The organism is Thiocapsa sp. C2-2m (genome assembly GCF_041903745.1).
GTDB classification, from domain to species: domain Bacteria; phylum Pseudomonadota; class Gammaproteobacteria; order Chromatiales; family Chromatiaceae; genus Thiocapsa; species Thiocapsa roseilacustris.
On the sequence record NZ_JBBWVD010000002.1, the window covers coordinates 24,209 to 42,678 of the forward strand.

17 protein-coding genes are annotated in these 18,470 nt (G+C 66.2%); 5 read left to right on the forward strand and 12 right to left on the reverse strand.

Annotation, left to right across the window (positions count from 1 at the left end; translation table 11 throughout):
• The first annotated feature begins 16 nt into the window (after positions 1–16).
• Positions 17–535, forward strand: a complete 519-nt coding sequence (locus AADX97_RS01525; protein WP_374231805.1) for a hypothetical protein — start codon at positions 17–19, stop codon at positions 533–535.
• A gap of 391 nt (positions 536–926) precedes the next feature.
• On the opposite strand, the gene gltS is transcribed toward AADX97_RS01525, so the two are convergent.
• The 4 genes from gltS to AADX97_RS01545 all read right to left on the reverse strand — a co-directional run bounded on the left by gltS (position 927) and on the right by AADX97_RS01545 (position 4,983).
• Complete coding sequence (gltS, locus tag AADX97_RS01530) at positions 927–2,159, reverse strand: sodium/glutamate symporter (RefSeq protein WP_374231806.1); 1,233 nt, start codon at positions 2,157–2,159, stop codon at positions 927–929.
• A 478-nt stretch (positions 2,160–2,637) separates the two neighbouring features.
• Positions 2,638–3,873: a VWA domain-containing protein gene (locus tag AADX97_RS01535; RefSeq protein ID WP_374231807.1), complete on the reverse strand. Its 1,236-nt coding sequence runs from the start codon at positions 3,871–3,873 to the stop codon at positions 2,638–2,640.
• A gap of 19 nt (positions 3,874–3,892) precedes the next feature.
• The gene (locus tag AADX97_RS01540; protein ID WP_374231808.1) at positions 3,893–4,453 is read right to left on the reverse strand and encodes a hypothetical protein; all 561 of its coding nucleotides are present in this window, start codon (positions 4,451–4,453) and stop codon (positions 3,893–3,895) included.
• Positions 4,450–4,983, reverse strand: a complete 534-nt coding sequence (locus tag AADX97_RS01545; RefSeq protein ID WP_374231809.1) for a PspA/IM30 family protein — start codon at positions 4,981–4,983, stop codon at positions 4,450–4,452. Before AADX97_RS01545 ends, AADX97_RS01540 begins: the two co-directional genes overlap by 4 nt.
• A 152-nt stretch (positions 4,984–5,135) precedes the next feature.
• Here AADX97_RS01545 and AADX97_RS01550 point away from each other — a divergent pair, with 152 nt between their 5' ends.
• Both AADX97_RS01550 and AADX97_RS01555 read left to right on the forward strand, forming a co-directional pair.
• Positions 5,136–5,834, forward strand: a complete 699-nt coding sequence (locus AADX97_RS01550) for a response regulator transcription factor (protein WP_374231810.1) — start codon at positions 5,136–5,138, stop codon at positions 5,832–5,834.
• Between the two features lies 1 nt (position 5,835).
• On the forward strand, positions 5,836–7,938 hold the full coding sequence (locus AADX97_RS01555; protein ID WP_374231811.1) for an ATP-binding protein: 2,103 nt from the start codon (positions 5,836–5,838) through the stop codon (positions 7,936–7,938).
• Between the two features lie 128 nt (positions 7,939–8,066).
• On the opposite strand, the gene AADX97_RS01560 is transcribed toward AADX97_RS01555, so the two are convergent.
• The 5 genes from AADX97_RS01560 to AADX97_RS01580 are packed head-to-tail and all read right to left on the reverse strand — an operon-like array spanning position 8,067 to position 13,107.
• On the reverse strand, positions 8,067–9,245 hold the full coding sequence (locus tag AADX97_RS01560) for a DUF4350 domain-containing protein (RefSeq protein WP_374231812.1): 1,179 nt from the start codon (positions 9,243–9,245) through the stop codon (positions 8,067–8,069).
• Positions 9,235–10,779 carry a DUF4129 domain-containing protein gene (locus AADX97_RS01565; RefSeq protein WP_374231813.1) on the reverse strand — a complete coding sequence of 515 codons (1,545 nt, stop codon included), beginning with the start codon at positions 10,777–10,779 and terminating at the stop codon, positions 9,235–9,237. Before AADX97_RS01565 ends, AADX97_RS01560 begins: the two co-directional genes overlap by 11 nt.
• Positions 10,769–11,755: a stage II sporulation protein M gene (locus AADX97_RS01570; RefSeq protein WP_374231814.1), complete on the reverse strand. Its 987-nt coding sequence runs from the start codon at positions 11,753–11,755 to the stop codon at positions 10,769–10,771. Before AADX97_RS01570 ends, AADX97_RS01565 begins: the two co-directional genes overlap by 11 nt.
• Positions 11,752–12,450, reverse strand: coding sequence for an RDD family protein (locus AADX97_RS01575; RefSeq protein ID WP_374231815.1), 699 nt, complete (start codon positions 12,448–12,450; stop codon positions 11,752–11,754). Before AADX97_RS01575 ends, AADX97_RS01570 begins: the two co-directional genes overlap by 4 nt.
• A gap of 45 nt (positions 12,451–12,495) precedes the next feature.
• Positions 12,496–13,107, reverse strand: a complete 612-nt coding sequence (locus tag AADX97_RS01580; protein WP_374231816.1) for a chorismate pyruvate-lyase family protein — start codon at positions 13,105–13,107, stop codon at positions 12,496–12,498.
• A gap of 435 nt (positions 13,108–13,542) precedes the next feature.
• Here AADX97_RS01580 and AADX97_RS01585 point away from each other — a divergent pair, with 435 nt between their 5' ends.
• Complete coding sequence (locus AADX97_RS01585) at positions 13,543–13,740, forward strand: alanine-zipper protein (protein WP_007192175.1); 198 nt, start codon at positions 13,543–13,545, stop codon at positions 13,738–13,740.
• Here AADX97_RS01585 and AADX97_RS01590 read toward each other — a convergent pair.
• Complete coding sequence (locus AADX97_RS01590; RefSeq protein WP_374231817.1) at positions 13,719–14,684, reverse strand: L,D-transpeptidase family protein; 966 nt, start codon at positions 14,682–14,684, stop codon at positions 13,719–13,721. The genes AADX97_RS01585 and AADX97_RS01590 overlap by 22 nt on opposite strands.
• 33 nt (positions 14,685–14,717) lie before the next feature.
• Between AADX97_RS01590 and AADX97_RS01595 the strand changes: the two genes are divergently transcribed.
• A complete protein-coding gene (locus AADX97_RS01595; RefSeq protein ID WP_374231818.1) occupies positions 14,718–16,766 on the forward strand; it encodes an elongation factor G in 2,049 nt (682 codons plus the stop codon).
• A 154-nt stretch (positions 16,767–16,920) separates the two neighbouring features.
• On the opposite strand, the gene AADX97_RS01600 is transcribed toward AADX97_RS01595, so the two are convergent.
• Positions 16,921–17,436, reverse strand: coding sequence for a histidine phosphatase family protein (locus AADX97_RS01600; protein ID WP_374231819.1), 516 nt, complete (start codon positions 17,434–17,436; stop codon positions 16,921–16,923).
• A 124-nt stretch (positions 17,437–17,560) separates the two neighbouring features.
• Complete coding sequence (locus AADX97_RS01605) at positions 17,561–18,436, reverse strand: fructosamine kinase family protein (protein ID WP_374231820.1); 876 nt, start codon at positions 18,434–18,436, stop codon at positions 17,561–17,563.
• Positions 18,437–18,470 lie beyond the last annotated feature (34 nt).

Sequence of the window (18,470 nt, forward strand, 5' to 3'; positions counted from 1 at the left end):
CGCTCGGATCACGGATATGCTCGACAACGCACAGACCGATCGGATCAACGAGATCCTCAAGGGCACGGAAGCGGACCTGACCCGACGCATCCGCGACCAGAAGAAGGCCGGTCGCAAGGCGGTCGCGCCCCGCGTCTTCTTCGTGCTCATCGGCATTCTGGCCCTCGCCAATCTCTATTTCGTCAATCAGCTGACAATGGAGACCCGGTCTATCATCGCGAACATGAACGAGATGTACGGCCATTTCGCCACGGTCTCGGGGCGCATGTCCGAGATTCGCGACGACATGACCCGCATGGAGCAGCAGGTTCGTCTCATGCCCGTGCTGCGCGAGCAAATGGAGGCCCTCGCGGTGAAGGTCGAGCACATGAACACGGACGTCGGTGAGATGACCGAGAGCCTGGACGAGATGGATCGGCGCGTCGGGACCATCAACGCGAGCGTCTCCGACATGGCGCTCAGGTTCAGAGGTCTGAATCAAAAGGTCGGTCAGATGGGCCTGGATGTGGATCAGATGGCGCGGCCGGTGCCCTGACGGGGCGGGGTATCGGCTATCAAACCCGTAGGTTGTGCTGACGATAGGAGGCACAACTTGCGCCGATGGTTGGTTGTGCCTCGCACGGCTCGGCACAACCTCTGCCTCCGGCATAACGGCTTCCGGAATTCGCCTCAGGTGTTCCGGGCCTGCGCAGTCGGGGTGCTGATTCCCGGAAAGCAGTTTAGGGGCGACTGGGAGACTAAAGGGCGACTAAAGTCGCCCCTACGTCGCTAAAAGGCGCCCCTTGTCGCTAAAAGGCGCCCCTTGTCGCTAAAGGGCGACTAAAGTCGCCCCTACGTCGCCCCTACGTCGCCCCTACGTCGCCCCTACGTCGCCCCTTGTCGCCCCGTCGCCCGTACGGAGTGGTCGCTCCTCCGCAGGGAAGTACTTAAAAAGTGCGCAGGAAGAACGGAATCACCATCGCATTGGTCAGGTCGATGAAGAAGGCCGAGACCAGCGGGACGATGATGAAGGCCCGGTGCGACGGGCCGAAACGCTGGGTCACCGCCGCCATGTTGGCCATCGCCGTCGGCGTCGAGCCGAGCGTGACGCCGCCGAATCCGGCCGAGACGACCGCCGCGTCGTAGTTTTTACCCATCAACGGGAACAGTACAAAGATGGTGACGGTCACCGCCAGGACGAATTGAGCCGCCAGGATGGTGAAGATGGGGCCGGCCAGATCGATGAGGGTCCAGAGCTGCATGCTCATCAGCGACATGGCGAGGAAGGCACCGAGCGAGATGTCGGCGATCAGCGCGATCGCGGGGGTACGTGTCGGCCAGGTCACCCCGCTCCATTTTGAGAAGTTTTTGGGCACCAGATTGGTGATGAGGATGCCCGCGAAGAGGCAGGTCACGAAGAGCGGCAGCATGAGGCCGGCCTCCGCAATCGCCCTATTCAGCGCGTACCCGATGATGATGCAGATGTGGATGGCGAGGACGGCGCCCAGAAAGTCCATGTGATCGACGCCTTGCTTGCGCTGATTCTCGGTCAATCCGACATCCTGAACCTCTTCGACCACCTGGGGCGCGGGCGTGAGCTTGTGCCGCGTGATCAGGAACTTCGCGATCGGGCCGCCCATGATGCTGGCGAGGATCAACCCGAAGGTTGCGCTGGCGATACCGATCTCCATGGCGTTGGAGATCCCGAAGTTCTCGGCGATCGAGGGCGCCCAAGCAATGGTCGTCCCGTGCCCGCCGATTAAGGACACGCTGCCCCCGACCACGCCGACCGCCGCCGGCAGATCGAAGAGCGAGGCGACACCGATCCCGGTGAGGTTCTGCGCGAGCATGAAGGCGATCGTGATGGCCAACAGGATCAAGAGCGGGCGGCCTCCGGCGAGCAGATCTCGTGCGCTCGCATTGATGCCGATGGTGGTGAAGAAATAGACGAGCAAGATGTCGCGCGCGCGCAGCTCGAACTCGATCGCGTGGCCGGAGGCGAAATAGAGCAGCCCGAAGAGGGCCGAGAAGAGCAGTCCGCCGGTCACCGGCTCGGGGATGCTGAACTCGCGCAGAAAACCGACCTTGGTGTTCAGCAGCTTGCCGACGAACAGCACGACGATGCCGATCGTCACGGCCAGGAATGAATCGATCCGGATGATACCGTCCAACAGCTCCATACTCGTGCCTCTTGGTTGTTGAGTGAAATGCACGCACAGGCCATCTTCATCACTCCGGCCATTTTGGCACCTGCTGCAGAGCGCCTTCGGGCATGCGTGACACCGCTGAGCGGATGTCACGAGCTGAAGGTTTCGGTGGCCGATCTAGTGATCGGGCCGCTCGCACTTGGGCGCGGCTTCGTGTCTATCTGCAAGTCCGTGCATGTGCTTTGGGGTCTGAGCCCGGCGGTACGCGTCGATTCGAGCGCGCCAGCGCCGGACTCCGTGAGTGTTCCGAATACCCGACCAGCGGATGCGGACTCATTCGAATGCAGCGGGAGGATACCTGCTTGTCCGCATTCGATCCATTGCGTGTGGCTCGGCTTCGGCCGGCGGTTGACTGCCGCTACGACCCCGGAGCACTCCCCGCGCGGCGCCCGAGCGCCGAGGGCCGGGATCGTCGCGCAGCGGCCGGGGATCCTTCTCTCGCTGTCCTCGCCTAGTAAGCCGGGCCGTCCGCGTCGTAGCGAAGCCCCTTCGCGCCGGCCTGTTCACGGATCGCATCGTAGAGTCGATGATCCAGCGAGTCCTTCGCGCCGCCTTGCTCGGCGATCTGCTGTTTCAGATAGGTGTCGCGCTGTACCGCAAGCGACTGGATCTCCTCGGACAGTGCCTTGCGCCGCTCGGCCGTTTCGTCGATCAGGGTCTGCTGCTCCTCGGGCGCCATCGCCTGCAGAGGCGCCGGGAGCGCCGCCGGGGCGATCGCCGACAGATCCACCCGACCGCTTGCGACATCCTCCACCAGCTCCTTGTCGCCGAGCAGGTTGGACTTGCCCGCATCCGTTGCGTTGAATGCGGCGCGACGTGCTCTGGACTCGACGGAAGACCCCGCGTGGAGCTTGTCCGTCGCGGCCTCTTTGCGGGCCTGCGCCGCCTTCTCGTCGGCCGTGCCGTAGTAGAGCCGCGTGTCGTCGAGCTGCGCCGAAAGCTCGGCGAGCTTGTGGTCGAAGGGCGTAGCGATGGCGACGGCGCCGCCCGCTTGGTCGACACGAAAATAGGTGCCGCCGCCAAGCTGGGCGATCCGCTGCCAATGCACGGTGGTACCTATGTCCTCGCCGCATTGAACCGCGTTGACGGCAATGCCCTTCTGTCGAGCGACAGCGATGGATTCAGCGTATTGCACGTCGTCCCGATAGTCGAGGTGCGGCGGGGCATCGCCGACCAGGAACACCACCTTGTAGGCATCGGGATCGCGGCTCCAGGAGATCCGATGGATCGCCTCGTGGAGCGCCTGGTTGACGCTCTCCGGACCGTCTCCGCCGCCGCCCGCCTCGAAGTCCATGAGTGTCGCCTGGATCGAATCGATGTCTCGCGACAGGCCGACGATCTGCGTGACGTAGGCGTCGCCGCGATCCCGATAGGCCACCAGGCCGATGCGGATCTCAGGCGCGGGCTGCGCGGAGGCCATGGTCGAGGCGATGGACCAGATCTTGTCCTTGGCGGTCTGGATGAGGCCGCCCATGCTGCCGGTCGTGTCCAGGACGAACACCAGCTCCACGAGAGGGCGTTCGTTGGCCAGGCGATCGACAGACGGGAGATCGAGGGGCGGCAGGAGGACGGGTGTCGGATCCTCGGGCGGTGTGTCGACGGCGACCGCGCCTCGGTCGGTCGGGTAGAGCGCCACCGTGCCTGCGGTGGCCGCGAAGAGTGCGAGTGCAATGAGCTTGGTCTTCATGGTCATGTCTCCGGATCGATCAGTTGGATGAGGCGTGCTTGCGCAAAGCCGCCTCGGCGATGCGGTAGGCGCGCTCGAAGGCGTCTTCGTGCGACGGCGCGCGCCCGCGCCGTCGCGCGGCCGGACCGGGCGGGATCGCGACAAATCCGGCCTGCACAAGGAAAAAGCACCAGAGTCCGAGCAGCAGACTTCCGGTCTGCAGCAGCGCCCAGATACCCGCGGCGAGGGAGAGGAGCCCGAGCGCGAGGTCTGCAAGCGCCGGCACAAGGCTCGCATGGAAGAAGAGCGCGCGAATCAGCCAGAGCATTCCGACGTGGAGCAGGAGATAGAGCGCGAGCGGCGGGGCAGCGAGCCAGAGTCCGACCGCTGCGAGGCACCACGCCAGGAAGGCCGTGAAGCGCCCGACGCGCACGGGCGTACGGGCCAGTAGATAGACCAGGTAGCCGAGCGCAAGGCCGGCGATGACCGGGCGCAGCATGCCGCCGCCCGCCACCGCGGAGAGTGCCGTGTACGCGGACGCGCCCGAGAGGCTCGCTGCGAGGGCGACTCCGACACCTTCGAGAAAGGTGGGGCGGGTCATGACCCTGCCCTCCGACTCTGCTCGCGCAGGAAGGCCACCTCGACATCGGCGTCCCCCACCGCGACCGAGGCCGTGGTCCAGTCTGCATCGGCATCCTCACCGGTCTCATCCGTGACCAGCTCGGCCCTGTGCCGGACCTCCGCAAGTCGCTGTCGATTCTCGACGATCCGGTTCCGCAGCTCGGTCAGGGTGCGCGAGAGGCCCTCCCGACGGTTTGTCGCCAGCCTTTGAAACTGCTCGGTCTCGAGCCGACGCCGAATCAGCGCACGGGCGAGGTCTTCTCGGTCCGACCGGAAGCAGAGGTCGAGCTGCTCGTCGATCTCGCGCAGGGTGCGGTCGAGGTCCGTCAGACGGTGCGTCTGCTCCTGCTGCTCGGCCTCCAGACGCCGGGCCTGCTGCTCTTCGCGGGCGAGCGCCTCTTCCATGTCAAGGACTGCTTGGCGCAGCAGCGCGGCGGGCTCCTCGATGCGGTCAAGGACTGCGTTGACATCGGCTCGCAACAGCCGGGACATGCGGGTGACGAGTGTCATGATGGCCTCCTTCGGGGCTGAGTTGCTCGGCAACTGCAGTCTAGGAAGGCGGCCGGCCCGGCCATAGGCGCGCTTGGGTAAAGATTGGGGCGGCGGATTTACATGGATTTTACGTGCCGTCGGCGGGGCGCCTTGCTACCCTGTGGTCTGATATGCATAACAAGTTCAGCCTCTTGATCGTCGAGGACGAGCCGGCCATCCGCACCGGTCTCGAGGATCTGTTCGTCTATCACGGCTATAGGGTCGAATCGGCCGCCGACGGGCACGCGGGATTGCGCAAGGCACTGACCGGCCGGTTTGACCTGATCCTGCTCGACGTCATGCTGCCGGGCCTGAACGGTTTCGACATCTGCGAGCGCATCCGCGCCGCCGACCGCGAGCAGCCGATCATCATGCTCACGGCCAAGACCGGCGACGAGGACATCGTCCAGGGTCTTCGCCTGGGCGCCGACGACTATGTCGGCAAGCCCTTCTCGGTGACCCAGCTGGTCGCCCGGGTGGAGGCTGTGCTGCGCCGCGCGCGTCTCGGTATCGAGCGTGACCGCATCGCGCTCGGCGAGGAGGTCGAGATCGATGTCCGCAACCTCGCCGGTCGTCGCGGCACGGAGACCATCGCCTTCACTCGACGCGAGATGGAGGTTCTGCAGTATCTCGGCGCCAATCCGGACCGAGCGGTCTCGCGCGAGGAGCTGCTGAACAAGGTCTGGGGCTATGCGCGCGGCCTGGACATCGAAACCCGGACGGTGGACATCCACATCGCCAAGCTGCGGCGCAAGCTCGAACCCGACCCGGCACAACCGCGCTATCTGGTCACGGTGCGCGGTGCCGGCTACCGCCTGCTGAGCGGCTGACATGCGCAGGACCGGCCTCGCCGGCTGGAACCCGCGGCGGCTGCGTCTCGTGCTCGGCCTCTTCTTCGTCGCGCTCGCGATCCCGGCCGGTCTGCTCATTCACCAAGCCTTAGGACACTTGAAATGGGCGGCCTTCCGGCAGCACCAGTTGCTGGCCGAGGAGTTGGCTGCGCGTATCGACAGAGGTCTCCGGGATAGGGTGCGTGAGGAAGAGACGCGCGTCGTCACGGACTACGGTTTTCTCGTCGCGACGGAGGACGGGACCGGCAGCCTCCGGCAGCGTTCGCCGCTCGCTCGGTTCCCCGTTTCCGGTGCGCTTCCGGGGCTCGTCGGCCATTTCCAGGTGGACGCGGGCGGAACTTTGACCACACCTCTGGTCCCGCGGCGCAGCGAAGATGGGCGGGATCTCGGGATCGCGCCCGACGAGCTCGCCGGGCGGGAAGCGCTGGAAGCGCACATCCGCGGGATCCTCACGGACAACCGACTGGTTCAGTCGGCCCGGATCGAGGCCGACGCGGTGCCTGCGGGTCGTCGCGACAAGGACAGCCCGGGACCGGTCGTCAGTGCCCCGGAGCGCGCGACGACGGAGGATGCGCGGGCGCCGCCGCAGGCAGCCTTCGACCGACTCTCCGAGATCGTTGCCTCGCCGACGCGGGAGAAGACGCAAGCACGCAGCACACTCGGCCGAATCGAGGACCTGAATCTCGATGAGCGCTTTCAGCAGGCGGCACCGGTCGCGCCGCTCACCACCGAGGGTCTTCGCCTGCGCGAGCCGCAGGACGACAGCCGACCGGAGCAGGGCCTCGCGCGCAAGGACGGCCGCGTTCCGGCCATGGCGGGTTCCGCGGCGCCGGCGCCGACCGGTGTGCCCGAGCCGACGGCAAGCGCTGCCCCGCCCGCCGTCAGTCTCTTCGAAACCGAGGTCGAGCCCTTCCGGATGAGCCTGCTCGACAGCGGTCATTTCGTGCTCTTTCGTTCGGTCCGGCAGGACGGCCAGCGCCTCATCCAGGGCGTGCTCATCGAGCAGAGCCCGTTCCTGCGCGGCGGTATCGAGGACGCCTTCCGGGGCACGCTGCTGTCGCAGACGACGGATCTCGTGGTCGCTTGGGACGGCGATGTCTTGGCCGCCTACCCAAGCCAAGCCTCGCGCGGCTACCTTTCGAGCGCCGACGAGCTGCGCGGCGCCTTGTTGCTGCGCACCCGTTTGTCCGCGCCGCTTCAGGGCATGGAGCTGCTGTTCAGTGTGGGTCGGCTGCCGGCCGCACCGGGCGCCCACCTCTTATACTGGATCGGCGCGGCACTCGTCGCGATCCTTTGCGGGGGCATCTATCTCATCTATCGGCTCGGTCTACGCCAGATCGCGCTCGTCCGCCAACAGCAGGACTTCGTCTCCGCGGTCAGCCACGAGCTGAAGACACCGCTGACCTCGATCCGCATGTACGGCGAGCTGCTGCGCGAAGGCTGGGTGCCGGAGGAGAAGCGCACGTCCTATTACGCCTATATCCACGAGGAGAGCGAACGTCTGTCGCGTCTGATCGACAACGTCCTGCAGCTCGCGCGCATGACGCGCAACGACCTGCGTCTTCGCATGCGACCGGTTTCGGCGGGCGAGCTGATGGAGTTGACCCGATCGAAGGTGACATCGCGGGTCGAGCGCGCGGGCTTTACGCTGGACATCGATTGCACCGCGCAGGCCGCAGCAGCCGTCGTCTCGGTGGACGAGGACGCCTTCAGCCAGATCCTCATCAACCTCGTCGACAACGCCGTGAAGTTCTCGGCCAACGCCGAGCTGAAGCGGGTCGATATCGGCTGCCGGCTCGCCGATCGGAGCGCGCTGGTCTTTTGGGTCCGCGACTATGGCCCGGGTGTGCCGCCGGCTCAAATGCGCAAGATCTTTCGCCTCTTCTATCGGGTCGACGGCGGACTGTCCCGCGAGACCGCCGGAACCGGCATCGGCCTCGCACTGGTGCGCCAGCTCGCCGAGGCGATGGGCGGCACCGTGGAGGTCGTGAATGGAGAGCCCGGGGCGGAGCTGCGCGTCTCCTTTCCGCGCGAGGCGGACCCATCCGCCGGTCCTCGGGCGCGGCCGGCTGTGTCGCCTTGAGGAACGAACCGCATCGCGAACATCGCTCACTCGGGCACGCTTCCATGCTGATCCTGACACTGCAGGCGATGTCGAAGCCGAGCCCGTCCGCGGAGACGCCACCTGTTCGCCGTGTTGTCGAGCTGCTCCTAAATGCCTCGTGAAGCGCCTCGCTGCAGAACCGACGCCTTGTGCCGCAGACGCTGAAGCAGCGCGCTTTGCCGCACGAAGGCGTCGGCGCCTTCCGGATGAACATGGAGCGCCCGGGCAACGGCGTCCGTGTCCTCGTCCGTAGCCACCGCGATCGCATGGGCCAGCGCCGCATCGTCGAGCGCGCCGAGGTCCGGGCGGCGACGTCGCCAGAGCTCGAGGACCCGTCGGCGGGTGGGCTTGATCAGATAGTCGGCCTGTCCGTGTCGCCAGAGAAAGCCGCCGCTCGCGTCCAGATGTTCGAGGAGATCGCGCCGGTCACGGCTCGGGACGGGCTGGAGCGGTCCGAGCCGTGCGCCCGCCGACCAGGCCCAGGCGAGCAGACACAAGGCGCCGGAGATCACCGCATAGGGTGAGGCGGACCAGACCACCGCCCCGATCCAGGGCACTTCGCGGTCGTAGAGCAGCCAAACGGTACCGCCGGGAGCGGGTGCGACGAGGTACGCCATCAAGAGTGCGTGGTCGTGCTCGCCGATCGCTGCGTTGGTCATGAAGCGATCCTCGGCGAGTACCGTGAGTGATCCGTCGCCCACGGTCAGTCGAACCAGGCGCAGTCGATCGCCAGCGATGACCGCCATTGCGGGCTCGGCGACCGTCACCAGAGCACGTTCGGCCGAGAAGGCCGCCCGAAGCGGGCGCCCCGCGCCCTCGAACGGGATCTCGGCGAGAACCTCTGTTTGACCCTCGGCCGCAGGCCGATCCGCGTCGTCGGTGCTCCTGCGGACCCCGTACCCGGCGATGATGTCGCCGTCCTCCGCGTCCCCCGTACCCGACTCGCTCGCCGTGACCACCAAGCGCCCGCCGTCCGTCATCCATTGGTCGAGTGCACGAAGCCGCTCGGGCGCGAGAGACCCCGGGTGGCGCACGACCAGCGCGTCGGTCGGGGGCGGAAGCTTGCGCAGACGCGCGCGCCCGCTTTCGCTCGTCACCGGGATCTCAAGACGCGCCAAAAAGCGCTCCGCCGCGAGGAAGGGGTTGCGCCTGGCCTCTTCCGAGGCGCCGACCTCGATCTCCAGGGTCCTCCGCTCGAGCTGACTCAAGAACACGCCGATCAAGGCGGCGACGACCACAATCAGCCCGACGACCACCAGCCTGAGAACGCGATGCTCAGGCGTCATGAGACACTCCCGGATCTCGGGTCGGCCGATGCGTCAGATCCGGTGCACGACACCAGTCGTCGAGCAGCGTGATGAGCTCGGCACCGGACGGCTGCCGATGCGCGTACGCAACGCGGCTCCAGTGCCCGGTCAAGCGGGTCATGAGACTGACGCGCGGGGCCGGCAGGGTCTGCGCCGCCAATGCCAGACAATCGCCCTCGGTCGCACCCACCGGGATCGCGACGCCCTGCCGAGCCAGCTCGGCGAGACTCGCGCGGTACAACAACGCGAGGGCCGCACGGTGCTCCCCCCGGCCGATCAAGCGGCGGACGCTCGCCGGGATGTCGTCGGGAAACGGCTCGGCGCCGAGAGGCTCGAACAGGACCGGTGGTCCGTCTCCCTGGCCTCGCGAGCCGGGTCTTGGCCCGCGTCGTCGATGCCGGTTCTGCGCCATCCCTTGAATGACCTTGAGCGCCAGCCAAACGAGTGCTGCAAACGCCAGAACAAGCAGCGACCACTTGAGGATCTCGGCAAGCAGCACCGCCGGCGCGCCGAGGTCGCCCGGCCAAGTCCAGTCCGCGACGGACTCGGCCTGGCCGAGGTCGATCGGCAGCCAGAGCGTCACCTCGCGCGTGCCTCCGAAGTCCTCGTTCGCCAGGATCTCCCGGATGAGAACCTGTGCCTCGCCCCGATCGAGCGCGACATCGAGCGCGGAATCGCGCGCTGCGAACGCCTCGGCACTGGGGCTCGGCGAGGACAGGACCAGTCCGACGGCCAAGAGACCGGCCAAGGTCAGACTCAAGGCCCCGCGAGCGGCCGCATCCTGCTCGTCGCGGGCGCGGCGAAACGCAAGCTCCAGATCCCATGCCTCCAGCTCGGTGCGACGTGTCAGATAGAGGCCGAAGCCGGCGCAAACGTAGAAGGGCGCAATCACCGAGAAGGCGACCAGATAGACCGCGGCGCTGATCCAATAGACCGGGGAATCGGACTGGGTTACGGCCGCGGTCAGATCGAGACGGGGCAGCTCCTCGGGGACCATAAAGACCAGCGCGAGCAGCACTCCGCCCCAAAGGATGGCCTCGAAGTGATAGCAGATCAGGGTCAGCCAGGTCGGCGTGCCGATGCCGTTGCTCAAGACCGCGCGACGGTGCCGAGCCGGGACACCGCTCAGACCCTCCAGAAGCGTGACCGGCATCAGGAAGGATCGGCGCAGTCCGAGTCGGCGCCACAGGAACAGGGGTAGGAGGTGTCGCGTCAAAGCGGCGCGGATGATGCCGATGCGCTCGGCGGGTTCCGGGCGCTCGCCGAGTAGGGCACGGCCTGCCCAACCCTGTAGCGGTGCCTCGAACAGCGGCTTGCACCACCAGACGGCGACCAGCCAGAGGTCCGGCCGTCCGCCGGTCAGAACCGCCAGGAGTACGGCGACCGGCAGCGCTGTGATCCACCAGAGGATCCAGAGCGACACGAACCACTGTCGCCCCAGCGCAAATCCCAGATCCACCCCCTCCCAGGGGCGACGCGGACGCAGACGCGCGCCGATGGCGTCAAGGCGCATCGTCGTCCGCTCGTCCGGCCAGCGCGAGATAGACTGCGACCAGGCCCCAGCCTATGACGCCGACGCTGTATTTCAGGCCCGCCGGAGCAGGGCCGGCCGACCAGAATGCCTCGATCACCGCGGCAAACACCAGCAGAACCGCTGCACCGCCGACGAGGATCACGGCATCGCTTGCATTCGCTCGGAGTGCGGCGAGTCGGGTGCGCTTCCCGGGGGCCAGGAGTGCCTGACCGAGCAGCAATCCGGCCGCGCCGCAAATCGCGATCGCGGTTAGCTCGTAAGGTCCATGACCGCTGACGAAGGGCCAGAAGGTGGCTCCGTGTTCCAGACGGGTCAGGTGTCCGGCCACGGCACCGATGTACAACCCGTTCACGAGCAGGATGACCAGGCTGCCGAGACCCAGGATCAGGCCGCCGGCAAAGGTGCGGAAACCGATCCCGACGTTGTTCATGACGTAGAAGCCGAACATGGCCACGTCCGTATCCGCCTGCCGCTCGCTGCCGCGTCCCGGTGTGTGCTGACCGGGGTCGTAGAGCGATTCGAGATCCGCGACCTGATCGGCATCGAGCAGGCTGTAGACGAGATCCGCATCCTGATGAACGGCGATCCCCATCCCGATCATCGGCAGAAAAAACAGCGCCGCAGCGAACCAAAAGACCGCCGAATGGCGACGCAGGGTCCGGGGAAACTGCCCGGCCATGAAGTCGAGCATCGCGCGCAACGGGGCCGATCGTCGCCGATAGAGCTGGCGGTGACCCCGCCGCACCAGCACCTCGAGCTCGGCGATCAACCCCGGGCTGTAGCGCCGACTGCGGGCCAGCGCATAGTCGCTGCACAGACGTCGGTGCAGCTGCGGAAAAGACGTCAAGGTCGGGACATGTGCTCGCCGCTGCCGCGGGTTCTCGAGTGCGTCGAGCATGGCGCGGTAATCGCTCCAGATCGGCGACGCGGCGGCCTCGAAGGCGTCTTGTTTCATCTGCGCCCGTCCGGCGCCCCGCGGGCGAGCCATGCAGCCCAGGCGTTGACCTGCGCGACGGCGGCCTCGCCCTGCCGGCTGCGCTTGTCCGCAAGGATCTCCGCAAGCTCGACCCGGCGTGCCTCCGAAAGGGCATGACCACGCTCGGCGAAGGCCAGGATCGCCTGTTGCGCCTCGACCGACAGACCCGCGGGCGGGGCTTGCGGCGCGATCTGCGGGATGGTCGGTTTCGGCGGTGGCGTATCGGCATAGACCACCAGGGTGCCGGCGGCCAGATCGCCGAGGCGGCGGAAATCGCGGTCCACCAGCATGCTGACGAGTCCGGCGCCGTAGAGCATCGGGAGAAAGTCCACGGCACGAAGCAGGTTGCGGATCAGGGAGGCTGGCAACCGTACGGGCGTTCCGTCGTCGTGCACCACCATTAGGCCCATGACCCGCTTTCCCGGCGTGGCGCCGCTGCGGACCTCGAAGACCACGGGATAGAGCCACTCAAGCCCGAAGACGGCAAGGAGGATCAGCCCGGTACCGAAACCGGTCAAGGCCGCCAACGGCAGGACGACGAGCAGGAGTGCGAAGCGGACGACGACGTCCAGGAGGTAGGCAATGGCGCGCGGAGCCGGTCCGGCGACCCGCAGCGCAAGGTCGACGCCTTCCGGGGTCTCGTGTAGCCGAACGGTATCGATGGGAGTCGGCATGATCCATGCGGGGTGAGGGCCGAGGGCCGTGAAGGCCGGATCCGGTTAGGCAAGCTCGCGCTCCCCGGCATAGAGCGCGAGCGGGAAACACTCGGTAATCAAGATCACCGGGCGTCGCTCGATGATGATGCGATAGGTTCGGCACACGGCGCGGCTGCCGTCGGAGCTCACCTCCATGCCGACGTCCAGAACCTCGCGATAGCTCTCCAGACCACTGTCGCGAATCAGTACGCCGATGCCGATCTCGCGGTCGATCAGGCGCTGGCGAAAGCCGCTCGGAATCCACTCGGTGCGAATCAGCGAAAACGCCTCGGCAAAACTCCGCCCCGAATCCGTGCCGCGCAACCGCGCATCGCGGATTAGACAGCGATCGCCGGGCACGATCTGGATCGCGGGCACGGCCTCCTCGGCCGTCTCGAAACGTTGCTCGAGGGTATCGACCGTGACGGGCTCCCAAAAATAGGCTTCCAGGATCTTGGTCACGGTCCCGTCCGTCACCAGAAGCGCACGCAGGAAGGCGGGAAGCGTCTTCAGAGCAACCGGGTCCCCGGCAGGTGCGGCGATGACGCCGTCCCGGACGAACCCGTCGCAGCGGAAGGATGCCTGCGCGGAACGTGCCTCCGGTTCTTGGGATGAACAACCGTAGTAACGGCGCATCGACATCTCCTTCGGGTCGACAAGGGCGGTCGCCCGACGGAACGTCCGCGTGATCGACCGAGCGCGATTCTGCCCCATGAGGGTGGAGTGTTCCAGTGCCGACCTACGGCAACATCGCATCTCGATCGACCGATCGCCCAATTTGGCGCTCCGGCGAGCGATGTCGATCCGCCGCCGAAAAAAACTGGCGCGTCCCGTCGTTGCGGACTTGATACGTGGCTAAATTTGCCTCAATCTGTACAGCGACCCGCGTCTGGCGCCGGCGCATTGCACTCCTCGGAGTGAGGCAAAAGCAACAAGCGCGAGATCAGTGACCTGCCCCGGCCCCGAGCGTCCCGGCACCTTCGGGCGGGGCGGGGCCGGAGGTTCGGAAAAACCCGTGATTATGTGTTATATACATAGGGCCTAGTGGCCAACTTTTGGAGATATAAATCGATGACCAAGATTGTCAAGCTCGCTTCCCTGTCCGCTGTTGCCGTTCTCGGCGTTTCCTTGCTGGGTGGTTGCACCACCGACCAGACCGCTCGCGACATGGCTCAGCAGGCCATGGACACTGCCAACAGTGCCCAGGCTTGCTGCAACGCCAACACCGAACGTCTTGACCGCATGTATCAGAAGATCATGGGCAAGTAAGACCCTCCCGAGGGACTGCGCCGGCTTCCCACGAGTTGTGGGATGCCGGTGTCCTCTTTAACCGCACGCTCTACCGCCTCCCAGTCGATCGTCACACCTTCGGTGTCCTTCACCCACTGAGGGATCGCGTCCCCCGCGCTCCGCCGCACGCTCTTCTCGCCGGTCTGGACCTCCAGGTAAAGCTCGTCTCCACGCCATCCGACCTTATAGGGTTGATCGATGATGTTCACCTGCGTGGAGATGTCGGTCAAACCATATAGTTCCTCGATTCCCTCGGGGTACATGCGGATACAGCCGCCGCTGACTTCCATCCCGAGGCCCCAGGGCTGACTGGTCCCGTGGATCAGGTAATCCGGATTGCTCAGACGCATGGCATACTCGCCCAGCGGATTGTCGGGGCCCGGCGGTACCGTCGGCGGCAGGATGTGGCCGCGGGCGGCATGGTTCGCGCGCGTCATCGGGCCGGGTGTCCAGGTCGGCTTCTCGCGCTTTTCGATCACCTTAAAGCTGCCCAGCGGCGTGCTCATCGCGTCCTTGCCGACGGTGATGGCGTAGATGCGCACCTCGTTGGGGTCATTCGGCGGGAAGTAATAGAGGCGCTTTTCGGCACGATTGATCACGATGCCGGTCCGCGGTGCATCCGGAAGCACGTAGAAGGACGGAACCATCACGGGCGTGCCCTCGCCGGGCAACCAGACATCGATTTTGGGGTTGGCTTGACGCATGTCGTCGAACCCGAGCCCGTTGTGGCGTGCGATGTCCAGCAAGGTATCCTGGGCACGCGCCTTGAAGTAGAAGGGGACCCCCACCACCGAGTCGTTCGGGTTCTCGATGCGGAAGGTCTCGGCCCCGGCACCGTCGATGGCCCCGACGCCCAACACGGAGGCGCAGACCGCTGTGGCGATCCACACGCGTTTGCGTCGGCCAAGATCAAAATCGCTCATAGACTCTCTCGCTTCTGTATCGGTTGAAATCGGATGAAGAAATTGTCGCGATTGTCTCACGTTCGCAACATCGGCGTCGCGGCCCACGTCGATGCGGGCAAGACCACGCTGACCGAGCGCATCCTCTTCTACACCGGCGCCTCCTATAAGATCGGCGAGGTCCATGACGGCGCCGCCCATATGGACTACATGGCCGAGGAGCAGCAGCATGGCATTACCATCACCGCCGCCGTGACCAAGGCACCCTGGCGGGAGCACCTGCTGCAGGTGGTCGACACCCCCGGTCATGTCGACTTCACGATCGAGGTGGAGCGCGCCATGCGCGTCCTCGACGGCTGCATCCTGGTGCTCGACGGGGTGCGGGGTGTGGAGCCTCAGACCGAGACCGTCTGGCGTCAGCGCATGCGCTTCAATCTGCCCGCCATCTTCTTCGTCAACAAGATGGATCGTCCCGGGGCGGATTACCGGCGGGCGCTCGACGCGGTCAGGCGACGCCTGAAGATCGAGCCGGTCGCCATGACCTTTCCGCTCCCGGACGAGGGCGCGGTCGTGGATTTGATCGAGCGAAGGCGAATTGGTTTCCTCGGCGAGCAGGGGGAGGCGCTCGGCATCGAGCCGTGCCCGGACGCGCTCTGGGGCGCGATCGCGGATCTGCGTGAGTCCCTGTATCTGGCCGCCGCGGAGATGGACGAGGGTTTGGCCGATGGCGTCCTGGCCGGCGAGGAGCCCCCACCCGCGGCCCTGCGCGCCGCGATCCGTCGCGGCACGCTGGCGGGCCGTTTCTGCCCCTGCTACGGCGGCAGTGCGCTTCGGAATCTCGGGGTTCAACCGCTGCTCGACGGGGTGGTTGATTTCCTTCCCGCTCCGCTGGACCGACCGTCCGCACATGCCGTGCTACCGGACGGGACCGAGGTCGAGATCGCCATGGGCACCGAGGGTCCGCTGGCGGCCCTCGCCTTCAAGGTCCAACTCTGGGACGGACGCCGCCATGTCTTCGCGCGAATTTATCGCGGGACCTTGGCGCCGGGCGATGCGGTAGAGGTGCCGTCCCCGACCGGCGGTGCTCGGTGCGAGCAGGTCGCACGTCTCTTCGACGTGGATGCCGGCAAGAAGACCCGCATCGATCGCGCCGAAGCCGGCGAGATCGTCCTCCTGGCCGGACTGCGTCACGTCTCGACCGGCGATACGCTCTGCGCCCCCGGCCATCTGCTCAGTCTCGAACGGATCGAGGCCCGCGCCCCGGTGCTGGGGCTGGCGATCGAGCCCGCCGCCGGCACGGATGAAGAGAAGCTGCTCGAGGTCTTGGACAAGGTCCAGCAGGAGGACCCGACCCTGCGCGTCGAGGAGGACCCCGAGACCGGCCAGCGACTGCTGCGCGGAATGGGGGAACTCCACCTTCAGATCGTGATCGAGCGCATCGAGCGCGAGTTCGGCGTACGGATCCGCAGCGGCCGACCGGCCGTCGCCGTGCGCGAGACCATCCGCCGGCCCGCGATGGCGGATATGGTCTTCGCACCGCCGCCGACGCCCGATCCGCGCCAGCAGGCCCTCATGGCGCGCGTCGCAGTCGCGATCGAGCCACTCCCGCGAGGGGACGGCGAGCGGATCGAATGGGCCGCGCACGTCATCCCCGAAGGGGCGGAGCCGAGCGCTGCGCAACGCGAGGCGATCGAGCAGTCGCTCAAATCGACCCTGGCGGCCGGACCTTTGCTCGCCGCCCAAGTCCAAGACATCCTGGTGCGGATCACCGAGATTGAGCTTTTCGGCGCGGCCTCGACCCCCGAGGCGCTCGGCGCAGCGGCATCCAAGGCGCTGCGCCAAGCGCTCGAACGCGCCGAGCCGGCGGCGATGCATCCGGTCATGCGGGTCGAGGTCGTCATCCCGGAGCCGAGCCTCGGCACGGTCTTGGGCGATCTACAAGCACGACGCGCCCTGATCCAGGGCACCGACTCCGCCGGCGAGGACATCGCCATCCGCGCGGAGGCTGCCTTAGAACCCCTGCTGGGCTATGCCACCGCGCTGCGCAGCCTCACGCAAGGCCGGGGGCAGTTCAGTATGGAGTTTGACCGGTTCGACGTTTAAACCGCGTCCGACAGGACATGCAATGATCGAGGATCGCTGTGGCTTTGGCGGACACATGCGGGCTTGGTGAGACGCGGTTTAGGAGAGAAGATGCAAGAAGGGGATACGAACGGGCGCCGCACAATCGATGCGAATGGACGAGATCCTAATGGGATCAGCCTTTGAGGTTGCGCGGGCGGGTGATCGAGATCAGCTGAGCGCTGCCGCACGGCAGCGCGCTCCAGTCGTCCGGCATCTCCAGTCGGGCGACCGTGGCGGTGGGGAGGAGCTTGCCGTCGTCCGGGATCTCCAGATCCTCGCCGACCAGATGAGCGAGGAGCTCCTCTAGGCCCGGATTATGGCCGATCAGCAGGACGGTCGCCGCCTCGGGGGAGCAGCGTCCGAGCACGGATAAGAGCTTCGGGACCTCGGCCTCGTAGATGTCGGCATCCCAGAGGATCTGCTTTTTCTTGATGTCGAGGCACTTGCAGACCTTTGACGCGGTCTGTTTGGCGCGCTCGGCCGGTGAGCTCAGGACCAGGTCCGGGACCAAGCCCTCACGATAGAGCCAGGCTCCGACCTTTGGCGCATCGCTCTTTCCGCGTTTCGCCAAGGGACGGTCGAAGTCGCTCGTGACGGCCGAGTCCCAGTCGGACTTGGCGTGTCGCAGGATGAGGAGCTCTCTGGGCATGGAGAAGAAAGGGTCGGCGTAACTCAAGCAGAGATCGGACAAATCTTGGTCGCGGTACGCGGCTTTTTAACATATTCGTCATCTTCAAGGAAATGACGATTCCCCGCGCGGCACCCGACGCCCCTCAACGCACCGCCGCCAGCAGCCGATCCATCATCCCTTTGGCCTGGGCGAGATAGCCGCCGCCGAACAGGTTGAAGTGATTCAAGACATGGTAAAGATTGTAGAGGATCTTCCGCGTGCCGTACTCCGGCGGCAGCGGCCAGGTTTCCCGATAGGCCGCGTAGAAGTCGGACCCGAAACCGCCGAAAAGCTCGGTCATGGCCAGATCCGTCTCTCGATCACCGTAGTAGACGGCTGGATCGAAGATAACCGGCTCGCCCTCGCGGGTTGCGCCGATGTTGCCGCCCCAGAGATCGCCGTGCAGCAGAGAAGGGGCGGGGCGGTGGCCGATCAGGTCGTCGAGCACCGACATCAAGCGCTCGCCCGAGTCCGACAGGGCCCGGCCGTGGCCGTTGCCGGCCGCCAGATCCAGCTGAAAGCCGAGCCGATTCGCCCGCCAGAAGTCGACCCAGTCGGAGGCTCGTGCGTTGCGCTGGGGGGTCGAGCCGATGGTGTTGTCGCGATGCCAGCCGAAGTCGGGCGCGGTGCATCGATGCAGCTGCGCTAGTCGGCGACCCGCCTCCGCACCGTTCAAACGTCCGGCGAGATCCAGATGCTCGATTGCCAGATAGCTCTGGGCACCCGCGATGCCGGTACAGACAGGCTCTGGAACCCGGATCGCATTCGCCGCACGCAAGGCGGCGAGACCCTCGATCTCCGCCTCGAACATCGCCAGCCGGTCGGCGCTGTTGAGCTTGACGAAGTAGGCCCTCGCACCGTCGGCGAGGACAACCGCTCGATTGATGCAACCGCCGCCGACCGAGCGCTCTCGCTGGATACGGAAAGACCGGCCGGTCGCACTCGCGATATGGCGCGCGATCGTTTCGCGATCATTCACCGGGATTGCTCACCTGATCGGGTCACCGGATCAC